20 protein-coding genes are annotated in these 22,452 nt (G+C 46.4%); 11 read left to right on the forward strand and 9 right to left on the reverse strand.

Translation table 11 applies throughout. From position 1 onward, the window contains the following. Positions 1 to 7 precede the first annotated feature (7 nt). From porG to CPIN_RS16705, 4 genes are all read left to right on the forward strand, one after another. Complete coding sequence (porG, locus tag CPIN_RS16690; protein WP_052306823.1) at positions 8 to 901, forward strand: type IX secretion system protein PorG; 894 nt, start codon at positions 8 to 10, stop codon at positions 899 to 901. A gap of 309 nt (positions 902 to 1,210) precedes the next feature. After that, positions 1,211 to 1,531, forward strand: a complete 321-nt coding sequence (locus tag CPIN_RS16695; RefSeq protein ID WP_012791010.1) for a hypothetical protein — start codon at positions 1,211 to 1,213, stop codon at positions 1,529 to 1,531. Between the two features lie 154 nt (positions 1,532 to 1,685). Beyond that, complete coding sequence (locus CPIN_RS16700) at positions 1,686 to 3,605, forward strand: menaquinone biosynthesis decarboxylase (RefSeq protein WP_012791011.1); 1,920 nt, start codon at positions 1,686 to 1,688, stop codon at positions 3,603 to 3,605. Then, positions 3,577 to 4,065 (forward strand): DUF6265 family protein, encoded by a 489-nt coding sequence (locus CPIN_RS16705; RefSeq protein WP_012791012.1) that lies wholly within the window; start codon positions 3,577 to 3,579, stop codon positions 4,063 to 4,065. The genes CPIN_RS16700 and CPIN_RS16705 overlap by 29 nt, the downstream gene beginning before the upstream one ends. A gap of 192 nt (positions 4,066 to 4,257) precedes the next feature. On the opposite strand, the gene CPIN_RS16710 is transcribed toward CPIN_RS16705, so the two are convergent. Next, positions 4,258 to 5,844, reverse strand: coding sequence for a peptide chain release factor 3 (locus CPIN_RS16710; RefSeq protein WP_012791013.1), 1,587 nt, complete (start codon positions 5,842 to 5,844; stop codon positions 4,258 to 4,260). Positions 5,845 to 5,914: 70 nt separating this feature from the next. On the opposite strand from CPIN_RS16710, the gene CPIN_RS16715 reads away from it, so the two are divergent. The 3 genes from CPIN_RS16715 to CPIN_RS16725 are packed head-to-tail and all read left to right on the forward strand — an operon-like array spanning position 5,915 to position 8,949. Then, positions 5,915 to 7,168, forward strand: coding sequence for an ABC transporter permease (locus CPIN_RS16715; protein ID WP_012791014.1), 1,254 nt, complete (start codon positions 5,915 to 5,917; stop codon positions 7,166 to 7,168). 29 nt (positions 7,169 to 7,197) lie between these two features. Beyond that, a complete protein-coding gene (tsaD, locus tag CPIN_RS16720) occupies positions 7,198 to 8,208 on the forward strand; it encodes a tRNA (adenosine(37)-N6)-threonylcarbamoyltransferase complex transferase subunit TsaD (protein ID WP_012791015.1) in 1,011 nt (336 codons plus the stop codon). 9 nt (positions 8,209 to 8,217) lie between these two features. After that, a complete protein-coding gene (locus CPIN_RS16725) occupies positions 8,218 to 8,949 on the forward strand; it encodes a tRNA1(Val) (adenine(37)-N6)-methyltransferase (protein WP_012791016.1) in 732 nt (243 codons plus the stop codon). Here the strand turns inward: CPIN_RS16725 and CPIN_RS16730 are convergent, their stop codons facing one another. From CPIN_RS16730 to CPIN_RS16740, 3 genes are all read right to left on the reverse strand, one after another. Continuing rightward, complete coding sequence (locus CPIN_RS16730; protein WP_012791017.1) at positions 8,950 to 10,155, reverse strand: NAD(P)-dependent oxidoreductase; 1,206 nt, start codon at positions 10,153 to 10,155, stop codon at positions 8,950 to 8,952. A 115-nt stretch (positions 10,156 to 10,270) separates the two neighbouring features. Continuing rightward, positions 10,271 to 11,299 carry an alpha/beta hydrolase gene (locus tag CPIN_RS16735; protein WP_044221772.1) on the reverse strand — a complete coding sequence of 343 codons (1,029 nt, stop codon included), beginning with the start codon at positions 11,297 to 11,299 and terminating at the stop codon, positions 10,271 to 10,273. An 86-nt stretch (positions 11,300 to 11,385) separates the two neighbouring features. After that, positions 11,386 to 12,234 carry an AraC family transcriptional regulator gene (locus CPIN_RS16740; RefSeq protein ID WP_012791019.1) on the reverse strand — a complete coding sequence of 283 codons (849 nt, stop codon included), beginning with the start codon at positions 12,232 to 12,234 and terminating at the stop codon, positions 11,386 to 11,388. Between the two features lie 336 nt (positions 12,235 to 12,570). Between CPIN_RS16740 and CPIN_RS16745 the strand changes: the two genes are divergently transcribed. Continuing rightward, positions 12,571 to 13,176 (forward strand): carboxypeptidase-like regulatory domain-containing protein, encoded by a 606-nt coding sequence (locus CPIN_RS16745; RefSeq protein ID WP_012791020.1) that lies wholly within the window; start codon positions 12,571 to 12,573, stop codon positions 13,174 to 13,176. Between the two features lie 162 nt (positions 13,177 to 13,338). After that, positions 13,339 to 14,118 carry an exodeoxyribonuclease III gene (xth, locus tag CPIN_RS16750; protein WP_012791021.1) on the forward strand — a complete coding sequence of 260 codons (780 nt, stop codon included), beginning with the start codon at positions 13,339 to 13,341 and terminating at the stop codon, positions 14,116 to 14,118. On the opposite strand, the gene CPIN_RS16755 is transcribed toward xth, so the two are convergent. The 4 genes from CPIN_RS16755 to CPIN_RS16770 form a co-directional block, all read right to left on the reverse strand. Next, the gene (locus tag CPIN_RS16755; RefSeq protein ID WP_012791022.1) at positions 14,119 to 14,523 is read right to left on the reverse strand and encodes a hypothetical protein; all 405 of its coding nucleotides are present in this window, start codon (positions 14,521 to 14,523) and stop codon (positions 14,119 to 14,121) included. An 89-nt stretch (positions 14,524 to 14,612) separates the two neighbouring features. Beyond that, positions 14,613 to 17,780 (reverse strand): error-prone DNA polymerase, encoded by a 3,168-nt coding sequence (locus CPIN_RS16760; RefSeq protein ID WP_012791023.1) that lies wholly within the window; start codon positions 17,778 to 17,780, stop codon positions 14,613 to 14,615. A 16-nt stretch (positions 17,781 to 17,796) separates the two neighbouring features. Beyond that, positions 17,797 to 19,296, reverse strand: coding sequence for a Y-family DNA polymerase (locus tag CPIN_RS16765; protein ID WP_012791024.1), 1,500 nt, complete (start codon positions 19,294 to 19,296; stop codon positions 17,797 to 17,799). Position 19,297: 1 nt separating this feature from the next. Continuing rightward, positions 19,298 to 20,032, reverse strand: coding sequence for an ImuA family protein (locus tag CPIN_RS16770; RefSeq protein ID WP_012791025.1), 735 nt, complete (start codon positions 20,030 to 20,032; stop codon positions 19,298 to 19,300). 185 nt (positions 20,033 to 20,217) lie between these two features. On the opposite strand from CPIN_RS16770, the gene CPIN_RS16775 reads away from it, so the two are divergent. Together CPIN_RS16775 and CPIN_RS16780 are read left to right on the forward strand one after the other, a co-directional pair. Beyond that, entirely contained in the window at positions 20,218 to 21,090 is an 873-nt protein-coding gene (locus CPIN_RS16775; protein ID WP_012791026.1) for an AraC family transcriptional regulator, read from the forward strand. A gap of 97 nt (positions 21,091 to 21,187) precedes the next feature. Further along, a complete protein-coding gene (locus CPIN_RS16780) occupies positions 21,188 to 21,580 on the forward strand; it encodes a nuclear transport factor 2 family protein (RefSeq protein ID WP_012791027.1) in 393 nt (130 codons plus the stop codon). Positions 21,581 to 21,636: 56 nt separating this feature from the next. Here CPIN_RS16780 and CPIN_RS16785 read toward each other — a convergent pair whose 3' ends face one another. Beyond that, a complete protein-coding gene (locus tag CPIN_RS16785) occupies positions 21,637 to 22,434 on the reverse strand; it encodes a helix-turn-helix domain-containing protein (protein ID WP_012791028.1) in 798 nt (265 codons plus the stop codon). Positions 22,435 to 22,452 lie beyond the last annotated feature (18 nt).

Consider the following 22,452-nt stretch of genomic DNA (forward strand, 5'->3'; position numbering starts at 1 on the left):
AAGTTTATTGAAGAATCGTTTATCTCGTGCTGCATGGAAAAGAGTGGTTGTTGTTTTATTGATATGTGCCCCTTTTAGCGGTTTCGCGCAATACTGGCAGGCGGGTGGTTTCATCGGTACGAGTAACTATAGCGGCGACCTTGTACAAACAAAAGTTGATCTGAAATACACTCGTTTTGCACTTGGTGTATTTGTAAAAAGAGATATCAACCGTTACCTCACGATCCGTGGGGGCCTTTCCTACGGAAGGATTGCGGGCGCCGACAGTACCAATAGAGATACTTTCCTGTTGAAGCGTAACCTTAGTTTCCGTTCTCCGATATGGGAAGGACAACTGGGCTTTGAATTTAATTTCCTGGACCTGGACGAGAAAAAGATCACACCATATGTATTCGCCAGCGTAGCGTTGTTTAGTTTTTATCCGACAACGAAAGACTCGCTCGGTAATACCGTGAATCTCCGTCCCCTGGGTACAGAAGGACAAGGGTTAGCAGCTTATCCTACGCGTAAGGAATACAATCTCCGCCAGATCTCTATTCCGTTTGGTGCAGGTGTGAAAATACTCCTGACGGAGAACTGGATTGCGGGCTTCGAATTTGGTCTGCGTAAGACGTTTACCGATTACCTGGATGATGTGAGTCTGACGTATGTAGACAGAAATACGCTGGTAAGAACACGCGGACAAAAAGCGGCTAACTTTGCTTATCGTGGTGATGAAGTGACGCTCGGTAGTCATGTTACACCAGGTACTTATCCTGCGGATGGCACTACACGTGGTTCTGATAAATATAAAGACTGGTATATATTTTCAGGCTTCACACTCAGTTATCGCTTCGGTGGGGGCAGCAATGCGCATAATAACTGGAAAAGACAGAAAGTATCACAGTGTCCAAGATTCTAATAATATAGTGTTGTTATTACATACTAAGCAACAGCCGCTTCTTTTACCAGAAGCGGCTGTTTTTTTAAGGTATACAGAAAAAAATAAGTGAGCGGCGAGCGATAAATCTTTTTTGGCATACTTCTTGAAATTTACCTACCAGACGGAACAAAAAAAACGTCGCCAACGAATACACATACTAGATATTAAAAAAAACCGTTTAATCACAAACACGAAACACCATCATCTTTATTAACTTATTTAATCTAAGCGGACAACTATTCCAATCTAATTAATTTAATTTCCATCAACTACAAAATCGAACAACGTATGAAACAGATAGTATTAGTATTACTGCTGATAGGGGGAGGTATACTCGGTGCACAGGCTCAGGGAAGAAGAGGACACGGTCATCATGATGATTGCCGTCCAAGAAACTACAGAGTACACCATGGTCGTTGGGATGATTGCAACAGGGATTACAGAGGCGCTTATTACAGCTGCCGTCCGGCTCCGGCCCAGGTAGTATATGTACAACCTGCTCCTGTAGTGTATGTACCCGCTCCACCACCACCTCCACGTCCGAGAGTCGTATACCAGCGCTCTCCGAAAGTAGTGATCGCTACAGGTCCGATTGTAGTAGGGCTGTAAAATAATTGTTCCGAAAGGACGGCGGTTTCCGGAAGGAAAGCACCTTACCCGGGTTTCAACCGTCAGAACAACGGAATTAAGGATGACGAATTACGATTGTGTGTATCTTTGCACCTATTGTAATTCGTCATTCGCATTTATAGCATTTAGAAATATGGCATATAAGCACCTGAAACACTTTATAGACACATTAGAAAAGGCAGGAGAGCTGATAAGGATCAAGACTTATGTAGACCCTAAGCTGGAGATCGCAGAAATTACCGACAGGGTAAGTAAATCGCCCAACGGAGGTAAAGCGCTGCTGTTCGAAAACACAGGTTATGATTTCCCTGTACTGATCAATTCCATGGGCAGCTACAGGCGCATGTGTATGGCGCTGGGCGTACAGGAATTAGACGATGTGGCGAATGAGATCGAATCCCTGGTGAAATTATTATCAAAGCCGAAAGAAGGTATTCTCGATAAACTGGCCATGTTGCCAAAATTGGGTCAGTTTGCCTCCTGGATGCCGAAAGTCGTAAGCGGAAGAGGCGCCTGCCAGGAAGTGATCATGAGCGAACCGGACCTCAGCAAGATACCGGTTATGCAGTGCTGGCCGAAAGATGGTGGTCCTTTTATCACCCTTCCCGTTATTCATACCAAAGACCCGAATACCGGTACCCGCAACGTGGGCATGTACCGTATGCAGGTGTTCGATAAAACCATGACAGGTATGCACTGGCACAAACACAAAGTGTCCGCCAAGCACTTCATGGAATATAAAAAACTCAAGAAACGTATGCCGGTTGCGGTGATTCTAGGTGGAGATCCCGCATATACCTATTCCGCTACTGCGCCACTTCCTGAAAATGTGGACGAATACATGCTGGCAGGTTTCCTGCGTAAGCAGAAAGTAGAACTGGTCAAATGTATCACCCAGCCGGAAATTGAAGTCCCTGCAGATGCTGACTTCGTGATAGAAGGCTACGTAGATCCGGAAGAAGAGCTGATCTGGGAAGGGCCATTCGGCGACCATACCGGTTATTACTCACTGGCCGACTGGTACCCGCGCTTCCACGTAACTGCCATTACGCACAGAAAAGACGCCATCTATCCGTCCACCATCGTAGGTATCCCTCCGCAGGAGGACGCCTGGATCGGAAAAGCGACAGAAAGGGTGTTCCTGGCGCCGATCAAAATGACAATGGTTCCCGAAATGATAGATATGGAAATGCCGGTAGAAGGCGTATTTCATAACCTGGTGATCGCACAGATCAAAAAGGACTATCCGGGACAGGCACAGAAAGTGATGAATGCCATGTGGGGCGCCGGACAAATGATGTTCAACAAAATACTGGTCGTTGCGGATGAACATACCAGTATCCAGAACTATAAAGAACTCGCGCAGTATGTATTCAAACATCTGAACCCTGCTACGGATATCTACCTTAGCCAGGGCCCGATGGACGTACTGGACCACTCCTGTTCTAAAATGGGCTTCGGTGGCAAGATGTGTATCGATGGCACCCGCAAGTATGAGGAAGAGATTGAATCAGCACTGATTACTACTGATCAGACTTTCAGCCGTGAGAACGTCATGAAACGTTTCCCTGAGATCAGGGATATCAATGATTCCCTGCTGAAAGAAAATATTCCATGTATCCTGGTATCCGTAGAAAAAGCACGTCCGCTGCATATCAAGGAATTGACAGAGCAATTATACAATCTGCCGGATCTCAGCAATGTAAAAATGGTTCTCTTCGTAGAACATACCGTTGATGTACAGGATCTGCCTTCTGCACTCTGGCGTTTCTGTAACAACCTGGATCCTCGTCGTGACAGCTTTATCGTACGCCCGGCAGTACCTGGTCATCCGGGCAAAGTAGGCGCCGGTATCGGTATGGATGGTACCCTGAAAACCCGGGCGCTTGACAATTTTGAACGTGACTGGCCAAATATCATTGTTGCAGATGATGCTACCATCAGGATCATTGATGAAAAGTGGGCATCACTCAACCTCGGACCTTTCATTCCTTCTCCTTCTCATAAATATAAACCACAGATGTATGGAGAAGAAGCAGTTGTTCCGCAATAGTGTATTCATCCTGTTTTTCCTGTGCGCAGCCTTTACGGTAAGCGCACAGGTACGTGTTTCCGATTTCCGGTATATAGACAATATAGAAGGCTACTGGACGATGAAGACCAAACTTGGTCTGTATGCCGAGAAATGGAAAAGAGTGGATGATCACACCTGGAAGGGGAGAACCATGCGCCTGCAAAATGGCGATAGTTCAAAAGTCGATGACATGCGTCTTTTCCTGGAAGGGGATGGGATCTACTTTACCATTGCTGCGGTAAGAGACTCTGTCGGAGAACCGATCCGTTTTAAATTACGTGTATTGAAAGCCGTTGGGTTTGTTGCTGAAAATCTGCAAAGTCCATATCCGCAGAAAATCACCTATCGCTGGAAAGATACAAAGCATATGGATGCTCATTTTGAAGGCAAGGATGGCCGGGTAAGCCGCGAAATTATCATACAATATACCAGGCAATAAGGTGCATCTCATTATTGAATTCCTTATCGCGTAAATGAAATTCCCAAATGCATAAATAAGTAACGCAAAGCTGGTATAGCTTTGCGTTATTGTTTTACATACTAAGGACAGTCTGCAATTGTACTTCGATTTGAGTTGGTCGTACAATTACTTAATACGCCGCTCCTGATCACAGGAAGCGGCTTTTTTATTTTACTGTTTGTGTATTTCTGAAGTGAAATGGAACTCGATATCAGGATTGTTTGCACGTTCTGTATTCAGGTACCATTCAGACTGCGCGAGGTATACCAGCAGCCCATCCTTGTCTTCCACAATATTGGATTGTTTGAAGCGGATAAAGTCTTCTACTTTCTGCTTGTCGCCTGTGATCCAGCACGCTTTAAAGAACGGCAGGGTATTGAACTGACAGGAAGCGCCATACTCCTGCAGCAAACGGTATTGGATGACTTCAAATTGCAGGTCGCCCACACAACCGATGATCTTACGGTTACCGTTATGCTGGGTGAACAGCTGTGCAACACCCTCGTCAGTCAGCTGACGTAAACCTTTTTCCAGCTGTTTGGTTTTCATCGGATCCTTGTTCACCACCTCCTTAAACAGTTCAGGAGAGAAGCTTGGGATACCGGTGAAATAGAATTTTTCCCCTTCGGTCAATGTATCACCGATCTTGAAGTTACCGGTGTCAAACAGACCCACCACATCACCCGGATAAGCATCGTCCACGATGTTCTTTTCACGGGCCAGGAAGCTGTATGGGTTGCTGAAACGCATGTCTTTTTCCAGACGTACGTGTTTATAGAATTTATTACGCTCGAAACGGCCGGAACATACGCGCAGGAAGGCAATACGGTCACGGTGACGAGGGTCGAGGTTGGCGTGGATTTTAAAGATAAAACCACTGAATTTATCTTCTTCTACCTTCACTTCACGGGTGCTTGCTTCACGGTCGCGAGGTACCGGGGCGATCTCCACGAAGGTATCCAGCAGGTCTTTCACACCGAAGTTGTTCACGGCGCTACCAAAGAACACCGGGGCCATTTTACCTTGCAGATAATCCGTGTTATCGAAGGTATCGTACACACCTTCAATCAGTTCAACGTCATTTCTCAGCTGAGCGGCATCCTGAGGATTGAAATGTTCATCTATGTATTTGCTGCTCAGGTCACTGAGCGGAACGATGTCATCATCAGTGGCTTTTTTATTGGGTGCAAAAGATACAAAGCTTTTATTATAGAGGTTATATACGCCTTTGAAGTCGGTACCCATATTGATCGGCCAGCTCAGCGGGCGTACACGGATGCTCAGTTTCTCTTCCAGTTCGTCCAGCAGGTCAAATGGATTCTTACCATCACGGTCCAGTTTGTTCACAAAGATGATCACCGGGGTATCACGCATACGGCACACTTCCATCAGTCTTTCGGTCTGCTCTTCCACCCCTTTTACGCAGTCTATCACGAGTACGACACTGTCTACCGCTGTCAGAGTACGATAAGTATCTTCCGCGAAGTCCTTGTGACCAGGAGTATCCAGCAGGTTCACCAGCATATCCCTGTATTCAAAGGTCATTACGGAAGTCGCCACGGAGATACCACGCTGGCGTTCTATCTCCATAAAGTCAGAGGTCGTATGTTTCTTGATTTTGTTCGACTTAACAGCACCTGCCGTCTGGATAGCGCCCCCGAACAGGAGGAACTTTTCCGTCAGGGTTGTCTTACCGGCATCCGGGTGGGCGATAATGGCGAATGTCTTTCTTTTATTGATCTCGTTTGCGTACTTCATATAGTTTGTGACCGAAAATGTGTGCAAAGGTACGTAATTGTCACGTTTAATCATTAATTTACATGTATCTATGATTGCCACGATCAAAATTTTATGGAACAGCCTGAAAATGGCGGTTCTGGAGCTGCGGGTCAATAAACTCCGCACATTCTTATCCCTGCTGGGTATCACCATTGGTATATTCTGTATCATCGCCGTACTTACCGCTACAAATAGCCTGGAAAGAAATGTCCGCAATGAGGTAGAAACCCTTGGCAGCGACGTGGTATATGTACAAAAATGGCCATGGGATGGCGGTCCTGATTTTCCCTGGTGGAAATATGTAAACCGGCCATTGCCTAAGTTCCAGGAACTCGTACCTATCAAAGAAAAGGTACAGAGTGCCGGTCTGTCGGCTTTTGCCTTTTCTTCCAACGGAAAAAGGGTAGAATACAAGGATGGATATATGGAGGGAACGGAGCTGTTTGCTGTCAGTGGCGATTATGAGAAAATCCAGGCGTTGACATTCCTGTCAGGCCGCTTTTTCGCAGGTAAGGAAAACGAAAACGGCGCTAATGTGGCTATTCTGGGCGCCAATATCTGGGAGGGTCTTTTTGGTACTTCTGATAAGGCGATGGACAAAACAATTTCCGTAGCAGGCCGCCCTATGCGGGTGATCGGTACCCTGAAGAAAAAGGGGGCCAGTCTGGTGGATGGCATCAACTATGACAACAGCGTGATCGTACCATATGTATTTGGCCGTACCATTGTGGATGAACGCCGTTTTGCGGATCCGTTTATCCTGGTAAAGGCCGCTCCGGGCGCTACCTTATTACAACTGAAAGACGAACTCAGAGGGGTGATGCGCAGTATCCGCCGTTTACGTCCGAAAGAAGAGGACGACTTCTCCCTGAATGAGATTACTGCCGTTAGCGGAGACCTGAACAAAGTGTTTGGTATGGTGAATATGGGCGGCTGGCTGATAGCCTGTTTCGCCCTGATCGTAGGTGGTTTCGGTATCGCGAATATCATGTTCGTGACGGTAAAGGAGCGCACCAATATCATCGGACTGAAAAAAGCGATCGGCGCCCGTAAAAAGGTGATCCTGATGGAATTCCTGCTGGAATCCATGATTCTGTGTATGCTGGGCGGACTTTTAGGCTTAGTCCTGGTATTTCTGACCACCGTTGCGGTGAACAGTTTACATTTCTTTGAATTCACACTCACACTTAATAATATCATCCTCGGATTAACCGTGTCCTCTGTCGTAGGGATCATTGCCGGTTTCATCCCGGCTTACCTGGCATCCAGACTGGATCCGGTGGTGGCTATCCGTAGCAATTGATAAAGCTATAATTTCCTACCTTTGCGGGCATGTCTGTAAAAATACTGGCCATAGAGTCATCGTGCGACGAGACAAGTGCTTCCGTACTGGCCGATGGAAAGATCCTGTCTAATTTTATTGCCAATCAAACTATTCATGAGCAATACGGTGGCGTAGTGCCTGAACTGGCCTCCCGTGCTCACCAGGAAAATATTGTCCCTGTCGTGGACCAGGCCCTGAAAGTGGCGGGTGTACGTAAGGAGGAACTGAACGCCATTGCCTTTACCCAGGCGCCGGGTCTGATCGGTTCCCTGCTGGTAGGTAGTTGTTTTGCTAAATCCATGGCGCTGGCCCTGGACGTTCCGCTGATAGCTGTACACCACATGCAGGCGCACGTACTGGCTAATTTCATTGGTGAGGATAAGCCTTCTTTCCCTTTCCTCTGTCTGACAGTGTCTGGTGGTCATACCCAGATCGTACGTTGTGACAGTCCTTTGCAGATGAAGGTAATCGGTGAAACATTAGACGATGCCGCTGGTGAAGCGTTTGATAAAAGTGCCAAATTACTGGGCCTGCCATATCCTGGTGGTCCGCTGATAGATAAATACGCCCGTGAGGGCAATCCGGACAGGTTCAAATTCCCTGAACCACAGATCCCGGGACTGAACTTCAGCTTTAGCGGTCTGAAGACCTCCATTCTCTACTTCCTCCAGGAACAGCAACAGAAAGATCCGCAGTTCGCCGAAAATAACATGGCGGATATCTGTGCTTCTATCCAGCATCGTATCGTCAGTATCCTGATGAACAAACTGGTAAAAGCATCAAAGGAAACGGGTATCAAAGAGATCGGTATAGCAGGTGGCGTGAGCGCTAATTCCGGTTTACGTAACGCTTTACAACAGTATGGTGAAAAGTATGGCTGGAAAACCTACATACCGAAATTTGAATACTGTACAGATAATGCTGCGATGATTGCCATGACCGCCTGGTATAAATATCAGGCAGGGGAGTTTGTAGGACTGGATGCCGTTCCAGGCGCCAGAGCAGGTTTTGAACATTAGTCACTGCCGATGCCCAATCACTATTTCAGTTTCAAGCAATTTACCGTATACCAGGACGCCTGTGCGATGAAAGTCTGCACAGACGCCTGTGTGCAGGGTGCGTATACCGCTGCCTGGCTCCGGGAGCAATCTCCGGTCAGCCGTATTTTAGACATCGGTACAGGTACCGGACTGCTTTCCTTGATGCTGGCGCAGCAATCTGAGGCGGCTATTACCGGTATAGAACTGGATCCCGCTGCCGCAGGACAGGCCCGTACTAATTTCGATGCTTCTCCCTGGAAGGAACGCTTACAGGTGATAGAGACGGATGCCAAACAATTGCCGGCAGGGGAGCCGTATGATTTTATCGTCACGAATCCTCCTTTTTATGAGGGTGACCTGAAAAGCGTCGATCAACTGCGTAATCAGGCTATGCACGCCATCACACTGGATTATAGTGAGTTGCTACAGGTTATAGCTACCCAGCTGTCGGCAGCTGGTCGTTTTTCTGTATTACTGCCGTATAAGCCCTTTGCGGAGTTTAAGGCATTGGCGGAGACAACAGGGTTCTCTTTACAGGAGGTGCTGCATGTAAAACAAAGTGAACAACATGATTATTTCCGCAGTGTAGGTATTTTCGGCAGGAAAGTGACTGTTACGCTGCCTTCCACCGAACAGTTCATGTCCATACGGGAAGCAGATAAGAAAACATATACTGCCGCGTTTATAGGGCTTTTAAAGCCTTATTATCTTTTCCTGTAATCAATCCTCCTCGCGCACATAATCTTTCAAATAGTCAAAGCGTTCTGTCAAGGCTCCTTTATCTGCAATCGTTGCATTCCGGATAGTTACACTATTCTCCTGTTGCAATTCATCAAACACATACTTCATCAACTGGTCTCCGAAATACTGTGAAGCATCCCTTGGCAGTTCGTTCGGCAGATTACTCACACACATCATATCCAGGGTATCCGGTAGAAAAGGAGTGGTCCGCTCTCTCGTCTGCCTGTCCACGCCATATACAGGATCATCAATACTGGAATCACCCAGATTAGACGGAATGGATCCATTTGTATCATCTGTAATGTCTGCAATCACTTTAATCCGGAAGTTTTCTTTTGCAAGGTCATTCCAGGTAAATAGCGGCGGTATCCGTTCATCCCAATAAATACCATTCATCAGGATATCAGTGGCTGTTACAAAAGGCAGAAAGCGGCAGTCATACTGCTCGGGATGCAGGTGAAAATCTTCTCTGCTATAGGTCTTATCTGTTTTCCGCAGATACAGTTCGCCTGCTTTCAGCTGCGTATATACCGGGTAAGCGTAAGTATTAATCAGATATTCTTCCGGTGGAATATATTTAATGCCCAGTAATCCCATGACTTCCAGTGTACCGGCGGCTACGCGTCCGGATCCGGTAATGGCAATCTTCAGGGGAGGGAGTTTGGCGCCGAAGTAGTGATTGATCAGCTCTTTAAAGTCATGACAACGATGTACGGGTACAAGGCTGTAAGTGCCTGTTTTCTTCCCGTACGTCAGCAGACCGTTGTGCGCGCCAACGACGCCGGCAAAGAAGCCAAATCCTAATATACGCGCACCATCCGCATGTACCAGGCATTCGTAATCTATCAGCGTGATCTGTTTTTCCAGGATCGTCTGTAGCATATGCTGGTTATGTGGTTGTTTCTTACGTGTATGCGAAAAGAAAAGATATGTTTTCCCCGAAAGCAGTTTGTCTGCCGGTACCTCCTTGATACCTAACAGTACCTCACAATCGGAGAGGTCTTCGGAAAGTGTAATACCGGCGGCGGCGTATTCATCATCTGTAAAGCATCTCCAGTGGGAGGGCTGTACACTGATGCGTACCTGCGGATGATGTCTGGTGATCCACTGGCATTGCTGTGGCGTAAAGGCAACTCTGTTATCGTGTGGCTGTTTTTCTTCCCGTATAAGACCGATGTGTAGCATATCTGGGTTTTGGTGTAACCAAATATAACACAAAAAAAGATCCGCCCCGACAGCGTATTAAAACACTGTCAGGGCGGAACCACTCTTTAATAAAACCTCATTTATTTAACCTCAACTATTTCAGATATGCTTTTAATTCGTTGCCTGCCTGTAACATCGCAGAACGTGTAGACGGATTGTCTGCAATAGGATTCAGCAGACCGTAATCATGGATCGCACCATCATATCTTACCAGTGTCACATTCACGCCTGCCGCATCCATTTTACGTGCATACGCTTCGCCTTCATCACGCAGTACATCATTCTCTGCAACCTGTACCAGTGCTGGTGGTAAACCTTTCAGCTGTTCAGCGGTAGCCTGTAAAGGAGAAGCATAGATTTCTTTCCGCTGATTTGCATCTGTTGTATAATTATCCCAGAACCATTTCATCAGATTTTTCGTCAGGAAGCGTTGTTCTGCATATTGATTATAGGAACCTGTTTCGAAGTTAGCATCTGTTACAGGCCACAGCAGTACTTGCAACTTAATAGCCGGACCACCTTTCTCTTTCGCCATCAGTGCTACTACAGCCGCCATGTTACCACCCACGCTGTTACCTGCAACTGCCAGACGTTTACTGTCTATATTGATCTCTTTACCATTTGCGGCTACCCATTTGGTGGCTGCATATGCCTGATTGATAGCTACCGGATAGTGTGCTTCCGGTGAAGGTGTATAGTCAACGAAAACAGCGGCTGCACCTGAAGTTACCACCAGGTCACGTACCAGCCGCTGGTGAGTAGGGAAATCTCCCAGCACCCATCCGCCGCCATGGAAGAACATGAATACCGGCAGTATGCCTTTCGCTCCTTCCGGACGAACGATATGTAATTTTATAGTCTGACCGTCTTGTGTAATTGTTTTTTCAGTAACTGTAATACCGGATATATCGACTTTTACGCTCTTCTGCGCACCTATCAGTACTTCGCGGGCATCTTTAGGAGACAATGTTTCCAAAGGTGCACCACCGCTGTTGTTTAGTGCATGCAGGAATGCTTTCGTGTGTCTGTCAATGTTAGGATCATTGTCCGGATTTACGTTCTGTGCGAAAGCGCTTGCACTTAATATACTGGCAACTGCGAGAGAGAGTATTTGCTTTTTCATTTGTGTGTTGTTGATTGTGATCATTTAATTTGATGACACAAAACTACGGCAGCAAATGAAGGCGATCAATGCACGAATGACGACAGTTATTGTACTTTTTCTCCTTCTGCGTATTTTTTTCTGAAGAGCAGGGGAGAACTCTCCGTCTGATTGGTAAATAAACGTACAAAGTACGCCGGATCTTCATATCCCAGCTTATAACCGATCTCTTTTACACTGAGATCAGTATGTATCAGCAGGCGTTTTGCTTCCAGGATGATCCTGTCTTTAATGATATCATTCGGACTTTTAGCACTGTACTTGGATATTTTCTTACTGAGCGCTTTGGGGGTAATGCTCAGCATATCTGCATAGTCGGCTACGTTGTGGTGTTTAATATAATGTGCTTCTACCAGCTGACTGAATTTCCGCAGGAACTCTACTTCCTGTGTGACGCTGTTGTCGGCCATGTCATGCGTTTTCTTCCACATACGGGTAGAGCGGATGATCAGCTGTTTCAGGAAAATCCTGATCATTTCTTCGGTACTGCTTTCCGAACTGACCGCCTCCATCTTTATTTCCTCCAATATGTGTCTGGTCTGCCGGGAAGCCTCTCCATCCAGGTACACAACCGGTACGTCATATACATTGTTATATAACAAACCATCACACGCCACCTCGGCATCATGTATCTGGATACAGTAGAAGTCACGGTTATAATATAATAGCGTACCCTTACCGGCACACTTGTACCATTGTCCGTCTTTAATAAAGAAAAGCGCGTCCTTTTCCAGTTTGTATTCCTTAAAATCCACCATCACTTCCGATCCCGCTTCCATAAAGAGTACTTTAATAAAAGAATTATACTCCTCGTAGAGGAGATCGTCTGCCGTATCGGCATCAAAATCTATATATCCGAATTTCTTGGAGAAGAACTGCTTCAATACATTTTCCATATAACAAATTTAATTAGGAATTAGGAATTAGGAATTACGAATTAGGAATTGGTTAGCCATAAGGCGTTATATAACGTACCTGGCTACTATATCTTCAATATCCTGATACGCTAATGGCTTAATACCCCGATATCTTGTTTCCTTATTGCTTGTTATACAGTCATTTGCCTATAATTCCTAATTCGTAATTCCTAATTCGTAATTCCTAATTCCTAATTTTTTTCTACCTTCGCTGCTTCGTAAACACAATTGCACAGCCCAACCCCTAATAGAAAGACCTAAAAGCCCAAAAACGGAAAGCTTTAAAAACCATATGCTAACCAACGAACAAGTATAATGAGAATCGCATCATCAGTATTGACTATGGCATTCGTATGCCTTGCAGGAATTGTTTTGGCACAAAGGGGACCTAAACCTCCAAAGATTATTTATCCGGAATTCGCTTTTGACTCCTTAACCGCCCGCGAACAGCTGAAAAGGGGGAAAGGGACCATCAAAGGTATTGCCTTTACAAAGCCTAAGAATAATTTTGGCGTTAAACCGCTACTGGCTGAACGCATTTATGCCACCAACACGAAAATTGTGTTGTTTCCCGTAACGCCTTATTTCGACGCGTGGCTCGCGCTGCGGAGGAAAAAAGAAGGTAAGCACACCTACGTATATATGTCGGATGAAGCCTTCCGCTTCCGCCTGGAAACGACGACAGACAGCTATGGCAACTTTACCTTTACCGAAATGAAACCGGGGAGGTACTTCCTGCAGGCCATTATAGGCTGGTCTACCAGTCATTCCAGGAACGTATATACAGGGAGTGGTTATAGCGGCTACGGTCGTACGGACTACTACACGCCTGAATACTACAGCGTTGGTCACTCTGACAGGGTAGAAGAGTTCGTGGAGATCAAGGAATCAGGTGAAGTCGTTTCGATTAAATTACATTAATAGCCGTTCACTACATGCATCTCTTTACACGGGAAGGGGATGCATGTATTTTCTACAGTATAGATCTGATGTGATAATCCTAAAAGTGATAAATTGCAAGGTGCCCTTTAACCGGCATGATTTTAAGAGCAATATCCATTATTAAACACAGATCGATTCGCCATGAAAATAGCCACGTATAATGTGAATGGTGTCAACGGACGTCTGCCTGTCCTGCTTCGCTGGCTGGAAGAGTCCGCACCCGATGTTGTCTGTTTACAGGAACTGAAAGCCCCGCAGGAGAAATTCCCGGAGCAGGCCATCAGAGATGCCGGTTATAACGCCATCTGGCATGGGCAGAAAAGCTGGAACGGTGTGGCCATCCTTGCCCGCAACCTCCAGATCGAAGAGATCCGCAGAGCCCTTCCCGGTGATCCTGAGGATGTACATAGCCGCTATATTGAAGCTGTGATCAATGGCGACTTTATATTGGGATGCCTTTATCTGCCCAACGGGAACCCCGCACCCGGACCTAAATTTGACTATAAACTGAATTGGTTCAAACGCCTGACCGCCCACGCCAAAGAACTGCTCGCACAGGATGTGCCTGTAATCCTGACGGGTGATTACAACGTTATGCCGACAGAACTGGATGTATATAAACCGGAACGCTGGGTAGATGATGCGCTGTTCAGACCGGAAACCAGGGCTGCATTTAAAGAACTGGTGGAGCTGGGCTGGACGGACGCGATCCGCAAACTTTACCCGGAAGAAAAGATCTATACCTTCTGGGACTATTTCCGGGACGCTTATGGCCGTAACGCGGGGCTCCGTATCGACCACTTCCTGCTTAGTCCGCATTTTGGCAAACGCCTGAAAGCTGCCGGTGTAGACCGCGATGTAAGGGGATGGGAGAAAACCAGCGATCATGCGCCGGTATGGATTGAAGTAAAAGGGAAATAGTTACTGTCGGACAGCCAGCATATGTATTTCCACTAAAGCCCCGTTCGGGTCTTTATAACCAACGACAAATTTGGATTGGTCCAATTGCATCACCTGCAATGCCAGTATTCCTTTTGTCTTATTGTCCGTAATAGTCAGCACTTTGGTAGTGGAGTCATATTGCCATACCCCCTGATCCTGTTTTCCCTGTTCGACTGACAATACGCGTTTGTCCTTGTAAAAGGTCATCCGGTTGTCGGCTTGTTGCTTTGAAGGAGGCTGTTTCTTGCCATTATCTCCGTAATAGGCTAATTTCCACTCCTTTGCGATCAGGTCGTTGAAGGACGCGGATGTTTTATCCTGGGCGTTTCCCTGGGATCTAATCCCTAATAATGAAGCGAAAAGCAGGAAAATGGTCTTTTTCATAGTTACATGATATCATCCTTCTTCTGCATATATCCTGCCAGACTCCGTCGGCAAAGAAGAATTAACATTGCGTACCGGGATTGGGTTTCCTACCTGAAATTCCTCGCTCCGGGCAACTTCAATTCTTCAGTACCTGCCTTTATTTCCAACTGTTTCACCGTTACGTCTTCCACCGCCGTCATCTGCTGCAACAACCTGTTCAGGTTATAACATTGTCTCACCACCACATGCACCACTTCACCTTCCCGTTGCATTTTCCCTTCTACCATCAGTAACCTGGCCTGTAATATCTCTTTCCGGTACTTTTCGAACAACTGGTTAAATACTACGAGGTTTGCACAACCCGTCTCGTCTTCTATGGTAATAAAACAGACCCCGCTGGCTGTACCGGGTCTTTGTCGCACCAATATCAGACCTGCCACTTTTACCGGCATTCCATCCGGTATTGTCGCCAGATCTTTCACCGACGTTACATGTAACAGACTCAGTTTTTCTCTCACGAAGCTTACCGGGTGTGCTTTGAGGGATAGAGCCATTGCATTATAATCCTGTACCACATGTTCCGGTGCAGACATTTCAGGCAGGTCAACGGGCTGTTCTACGGTGCTTTCAGATGCTTGTCCGGTAAACAGACCGATAGGCCGGTCATGTAAAGAGGATATTTCCCATAATGCCCTTCGCCTGTCAAGACCAATGGACCGGAAGGCATCCGCATCTGCCAGTTTTTCCAAGGCCGTCTGCGATACACCAGCTTCCCGTAAAGCCAGGATACTGGTAATGCCTTTTTTCCTGGCGGATAATAAGACGTCCATTTCTTCCTGGTTTAAGCCTTTTACCTGGCGAAAGCCTAAGCGTAATGCATGAGGAATCGTCTCTTTTTCTTCCAGTGTATTATCCCAGCTGGAATGATTAATATCCACCGGTCTGACCTCCACATGATGTGCACGCGCATCGCTCACTATCTGAGCCGGCTGATAGAAACCCATGGGCATACTGTTCAATAATGCACACGCAAAAACATCGGGGTAATAACACTTGAGATAAGAAGAAACATAGACCAGCAAGGCAAAACTGGCAGCATGACTTTCCGGGAATCCATAGCTACCGAACCCTTTCAGCTGTTTGAAGATACGTTGCGCGAAGTCCAGTTCATAGCCATTGGCCGTCATACCATCAATGAGTTTTTTCTCAAACTTTTCAATGACGCCATTCAATCTGAAAGTAGCCATACTACGGCGTAACTCATCTGCTTCTGTTGGCGTGAAACTGGCGGCCTTAATGGCGATGTTCATAGCCTGTTCCTGGAAGAGTGGGACGCCGAGTGTTTTCTTCAGGATATCTTCCAGTTGTGGCGGATAATCCGGCGCTTCCTGTCCGTTCCGCCGCCGCAGATAAGGATGCACCATGTCTCCCTGAATAGGACCCGGACGTACGATTGCTACTTCAATTACCAGGTCATAAAACCTTTGTGGTCGTAGCCGTGGTAACATCGACTGTTGCGCACGACTCTCAATCTGGAATACACCAATTGTATCTGCATGACTGATCATTTCATACACAGCAGGATCATCTTCAGGAATATTCGCCAGCGTATAATCTTTTCCATAATGCTGTTTTGCCAGGTCAAAGGCCTTTCTGATACAGGTCAGCATCCCCAATGCCAGTACATCAATCTTCATGAATCCCAGTGTATCGATATCATCCTTATTCCATTCTATACACGTCCTGTTTTCCATACGGGCATTGAGTATCGGACAGAGTTCATGCAGTTTTCCTTGTGTAATTACAAAGCCACCGGTATGCTGTCCCAGCTGTCTCGGAAATCCCATCATCTGTTTTGTCAGTGCCAATACTTTTTTCAGGTGTGGATCTTCCGGATTCAGACCATGTTCCAGCAAGCGTCCTTCATCAAACCATTCATCCGTATACCGCCAGATAGACGTAGACATGCGGTTGATGGTATCTACGGATAATCCCATCGCTTTGCCGACATCGCGGATGGCGCCCTTCTGGTGTTGTTGTGTAACGGTAGCGACGATGGCTGCTCTGTCCCGGCCATATTTGTTGAAGACGTATTGCATCACTTCTTCTCTGCGTTCGTGTTCAAAGTCTACATCAATATCCGGGGGTTCATTACGGGCAGAAGAAATGAATCTTTCAAATAAGAGATCGATTTTAGTCGGATTCACAGAAGTAATTCCCAATACATAACAGACCGTGGAATTCGCGGCAGAACCACGTCCCTGACACAAGATATGCTGACTTCGGGCAAAACGTACAATGTCATGCACCGTCAGGAAATAAGCGGCATAATTCATCTCTTCTATGAATGTCAGTTCATAGCTGATCGCAGAGGAGATTTTTTCCGGAATATCGTCGCCAAACCGCTCTTTCGCACCTTCCCAGGACAGATAGGTCAGTTCTTCCTGTGGCGTACGGCCTTCTGTAGTCAGTTCTTCCGGATAGACATATTTCAGGCTTTCCAGTGTAAACCGGCAGGCATCTGCGATATGTCGTGCATTGCTGATGGTTTCAGGATACTGGCGGAACAACCGCTGCATTTCTGCCGGTGTTTTTAAATGTCTTTCTGCATTCTGGTGTAAACGGAAGCCGGCATTGTAGATGGTACATTTTTCCCTTACACAGGTCAGGATATCCTGTAACTGCCGTCGTTCAGGATGATGATAATGTACGTCATTGGTAGCTGCCAGCGGAATATGATATAATGCAGATAGTTGCGCCAGCCGGTAGAGCCTTTTGTGATCGTCTCCCAGATAGGAGCGGGTAACAGAGAGGTAGAGTTGTGATCCCAGTTTGTCCTTGTATTCTTTGAGATCGTTTTTGAAAGCGGTTTCGAAGTCAAATTTAGTATTGAGTTGTTCTGGTGGTACTACGATGAAAATCATGCCCGCTGCGTAGGCATACACATCTTTTTTGTAGAGGAGGCAATCCCCTTTTTCTGCCCGTAGATTGCCGGTGGTTAACAGGGACGATAATCGGCTATAGGCCGCCTGATCGGTGGGATAAGCCAGGAGAGAAGGACCATCCTGTAAATCCAGTCTGCAGGCGGGAATAATCCGGATCCCTTTTGCTTTAGCTGCAGCATGTGCCCGCACAATACCTGCCAGTGTATTCCGGTCAGTAATAGCAATCTCTTTGTAACCATATTCCGCTGCCTGTTCCACCAGTTCATCCGGGTGGGAAGCGCCGCGCAGGAAGCTGAAATTGCTGGTCACCTGTAATTCAACGTAATGCATATCTCCTCACTTTTCTCTAGGCAAAAAATCCATGAATAAACCATTGTGACTGCTGACCGGAATAATGTCCTGAGCGGAATAACCAATAGCGTCGTCCTTCTTTATCTTCCACACTGTAATAATCCCGGTGTTCGCCGCCATCCAGCCACCATTCGCGTTCTATGCGTTCCGGTCCGTCTGCTCTTTTGATCTCATGCAGTTGCCCTTTATAGCGGAACAGCATAGGCGGGTAATCCGGTATCGGGGCTGTCACTTCAATCGGCTCCGGTTTTGCCAGTAGCTGTACCGGCCGGGGTTTGTCGGTCCGCCAGCTGGTACCCGGTTGTTCTTCCAGGGAAGGCGTCTGCTTGATAGAGCGCTCCGGCCAGTAATGTTCCTGTGGCAGATACCGGCGGATACTGTCAGCGCCTACTTTTCCGGCCAGTCTGTCCAGCAGTTCTGCCACAGATGGATTGTTCAGTCCCGGGCCTGCCGTCCAGAATGCTTCCTGTGCAGCAGCAACTTCTTCAGTTTGTTCTGCCTCCAGCGTAAACAGTTCAATACCCAGTGCGGGCTCTATGGACGATATCTTCAGTTCAAACAGTTTAAAAAGGTGCTGCACATGATGTGATGCCCGGCTGGTACCGATACTCGCCTGTACTATCCTGTTATCGGTACGGTATCCTTTAAGTGTCGCTGTACGCAATCCTTTTCCTTCCTGTTGCAAACGCAGGCATAGCTTCTCCAATAGTGTCTGAATGGCAATTTCGATCCCTGTAGCGGTCCGTATCGGTTCCAGGCAGGGTAAGCGTTCTTGATAAGGAGCGGGCGGAAATAAGGGCTGTATAGCTTCTATTTCATATCCCAGGGCCTGACTGAGACGTGAGAGGAGTACGGGACCAAAACGACGGCGTAATATTCTGCCTGGTATTGTCATAAAACTACCGATCTGTTGCAGGCCCAGTTTATGTAGTTTGTCCAGTAGTTCAGGTTCCAGTCGTAATGCGGCCGGCGGTAATGGATGCAGGGCGGCAGATTGTTGTCCGCTTTCAATAATAGGTTTAATCCTGCCATAGCGGCTGACTGCCCAGGCGGTACCAATAGTATCAGCGATAGCGCCTCTTACATCATATCCGATCGCCCGTAGTTTGTTAATGATCTCCCGGAGGTATTCGCGTTCACCTCCCCAGAGATGTGCACAGCCGCTGATATCGAGAATGAGTCCGTCAGGCAGGTCGACTGCTACCAGTGGCGTATAACGGATACACCATTCTCCCAGCGCCTGTAGCAATTGGGATGCTTTTTCCGGTAATTCATCAAAGACCTGTAAACTAGGTACAATCGCTTTTGCATCAGCGACTGGCATACCAATGCGGATGCCTTGTGTTTCAGCGGGAATATTCGCAGCAGTGATGACCATTCTGCCATGTAACAGGGCTGCAAAAACAAAAGGAACGTTTTGCAGTTCCGGCTGACGGCGGGTTTGCCAGTCCGTCGTTAAGTGACGAAACCATATCGTAAAAAAGCGTGCGGACATATCAACCTGCTTTTAATTGATGTATCTGTACATTTTTACTGGAAGAGGGCTCCTGCAGAATCGTATAACGGCCTTCCGACCATTCAATTTTCCAAACGCCATTCCGCCCGTTCCGTACCTTCAGCAGTTCTATCTGCCAACGCGGATAACCTACGCCAGGCATATCATTTTCCATAGCACTTGGTAATGGTGTGATCTGCCACCTGGCTGCGGAAGCGGTCGTACTCACACTCCTGGAAGAAGTGCGCAGGATAAAGCCGGTGACTTTACTTTGTTCTACCGCCAGTTGCAATCTGCGCGACTGTGTAAATCCAATCTCCGGTAATTCCGCAATAACGGCAGCTAATCCTTCACATTTCAGGGCTTCTTCCAATGCCCAGAGTGCATCTTTTGTACGCTGCAGATCAATAAAAACCACCCTGTGTGGCTCAATGCCAAATGTTTTCAATGAAGGAGGAAAGAGTGTCCTGGAAACGCTTATCCAGATACAGGCGCCGCCAAATTGCATCAAAGAGCCGGTAAGTGCACTCACAAAACCCGAAGTTGCTGCTGCCTGTTCTGTCAGCGGACAAAGAAATTCATGTATCACGCCGGTAGGGAAGACGCCATTCGGAAAGGCAGTATTCACCGGACCCAGGTCTATTACAGGCGCATTGTCCTGCGGTACGGACCTGTATCCCTGCAAACGGAGAATATCCTTTTGCAGCTGAGAAATTATATCTGCTTTTTCTGGCATAGCTGACGCTGATTGCTACGAACAATCTGTTTGTTTACGACTAATTTATTTAGCAATATTACTAATAATATTAGTATTGTGCAGGCTATTTTTTTGCACATCGGTTTTGTGCAATCAATACACACAGAAAAGTATATAAAATGGTTAGCGGATGATGAATACCTTTGCATTTTAATAGCATAATAATGAGGGCATTACCTGGTATTCCCACACATACTATTTCACAGGTCGATAAGGAAGGGATCTTTGTGCGTTATTTTGATGAAACGATTGCAGACAGGCATTATCTCCAGCTCGTTCACAGGGATGATTTTTATCTGCTGGTATACCAGGAAAGAGGCAGCTCCGGACTATTTGTCGATTTTCAGGAAATTAGTTTTGAAGGTCCATCTCTCTTTATTATTCTCCCCGGACAAATGCATTACGGACTTTCCAGTCAGCAGTCCGCCGTATTCCTGCTAGCCGTCAATCCAAGTCTGATCAATGAACAATACCAGTCACTCTTCCACCTGGCCATGGGAAGTATCCGGCCAATGCCGCTTACCCCTTCATTAGCTGCGCTTTTAAAACAGAACATACAGTTGATACAGCATACGACGGAAAGCAAAAATGAGTTGCCGTTTTATAATAAAAATATCAGGCATCTCACCGAAAGTTGCCTCAGCATATTTGCCTCCGTATACTATAAAGAAAAGCATAGTCAGCACAGCCGCGGTACAAGAATGATCGATATCAGCCGTCAGTTCATATCACTGCTGATGCAACATTTCAGGACCATAAAAAGTCCTGCGGCATATGCAGATATGTTACATATCACCACCGACTATCTCAATGAAGCCGTAAAAGCCGCTACAGGAAAAACAGTCTCACGCTGGATACAGGAAACAGTCGTGACCGAAGCCAAACGGCAGCTATTTCATACGACATTAAATATCGACGAAATTGCCGGGCAACTGGGCTATGAAGATTACAGGTATTTCACCCGTTTATTCAAAAAAGCAGCAAGTATATCTCCACAGCAATTCAGAACCCAATACAGCCGGGAAAAGGATGCCTGACAGGCATTTATAGGCGATCATATACACATTACCCGGTTTTGTCCACCGGAACAGGAAGGGATTCGCGCTTACTTTGTGATACAAAATCAAAGCAAGTATGAATAACTACAAAGCGCTTGTAAAAGAAGCATTCAGCAAGGTATTAATAGACCCGGTATTTAATGAAGAAATGATCGCCCGTTATTTTGGTTTGTCTTATCGCCAGTTCGTTGATGGAAAGGAGTTAAACTATGCGCAGTTTGTGGCCCATATGGCCATGGTAAAACAGCGTACTACCCGCCTGGAATTTTTATATAATACGGTTATTGAGGAAGGAAATATCGTATTCACCAATCATGTCGTAACAGCTACCAAACCTGATGGTACGGTAGCGCGCACACACCTGATCGCCGAGTTTCATATTGCGGATGGAAAGATTGTCTATTGTAATGAATTATCCCGTCTGCTGAGTGGTGAGGAAGGAGACCGTGATCTTGGCTCTGCGCATTAAAGCATATGAAATAAGTATCCGTAAATACCTGTCCGTTGAGCATCCCGGACAGGTATTTATATCCTGCTTGGCGCCTGACCGTACATCTTTTTAAACGCATAGGAAAAGTGTGAGAGGTCTTCAAATCCGACATCAATATAGACGTCAGACGGCGCTACGCCTTTTTCTTTAATCCGGTAATAAGCTTCCTGCAATCTTTTTTGTTGCAGCCATTTCCCTGGGGGCGTATTAAATGTTTTCTCAAAATCCCGTTTAAAAGTAGACAGACTCCTGCCGGTCAGGTACGCAAATCTGTCAAGCGGGACATTGAAGTGAAAGTTCTTGTTCATAAAGCCTTCCAGGTCTATTTTACCAGGTTCGCTGAGATCGAAAAGGATATCTTTTAACTGCGGATTTGTCTGCACAAGTATAGCGATGGCCTCTTTCACTTTTAAGGACAGCAACACTTCATTGCCGGACTGTAACAGCTGATCATACGGCTGTAAAGAATCCATATAGTTTTTCAGCAGTGCATGGGGGCGTAATGAGAAAAACGGAGCTGTTTGTACGTGTTTCTCTGAGGTATAACCATATTCCGCGCCGAAGCTGCGCAAGGTCTGCTGATCAAGAAAAACCGATAAGTTTTTATATTCTCCGTTAGCAGGCGGGTGTTTGGTGAATTTGATCAGCGTATTTCTTTTGCTGAACCGGAATTCCCCTTCATTGAACTGATATTCGCGTTCCCCATCATTCATGATAAGTGTACCTGCTATCTGGTAACTGAACACATGTTCGGCAACGAACTGTTCCCCTTCTTTTGTTTTTGTATGATAGCAGGAATAACTGATCTGCTTTAATGGTTTACTATCGCTCATATATTCAGTGCATTAAAA

This window comes from Chitinophaga pinensis DSM 2588 (genome assembly GCF_000024005.1).
GTDB lineage: Bacteria > Bacteroidota > Bacteroidia > Chitinophagales > Chitinophagaceae > Chitinophaga > Chitinophaga pinensis.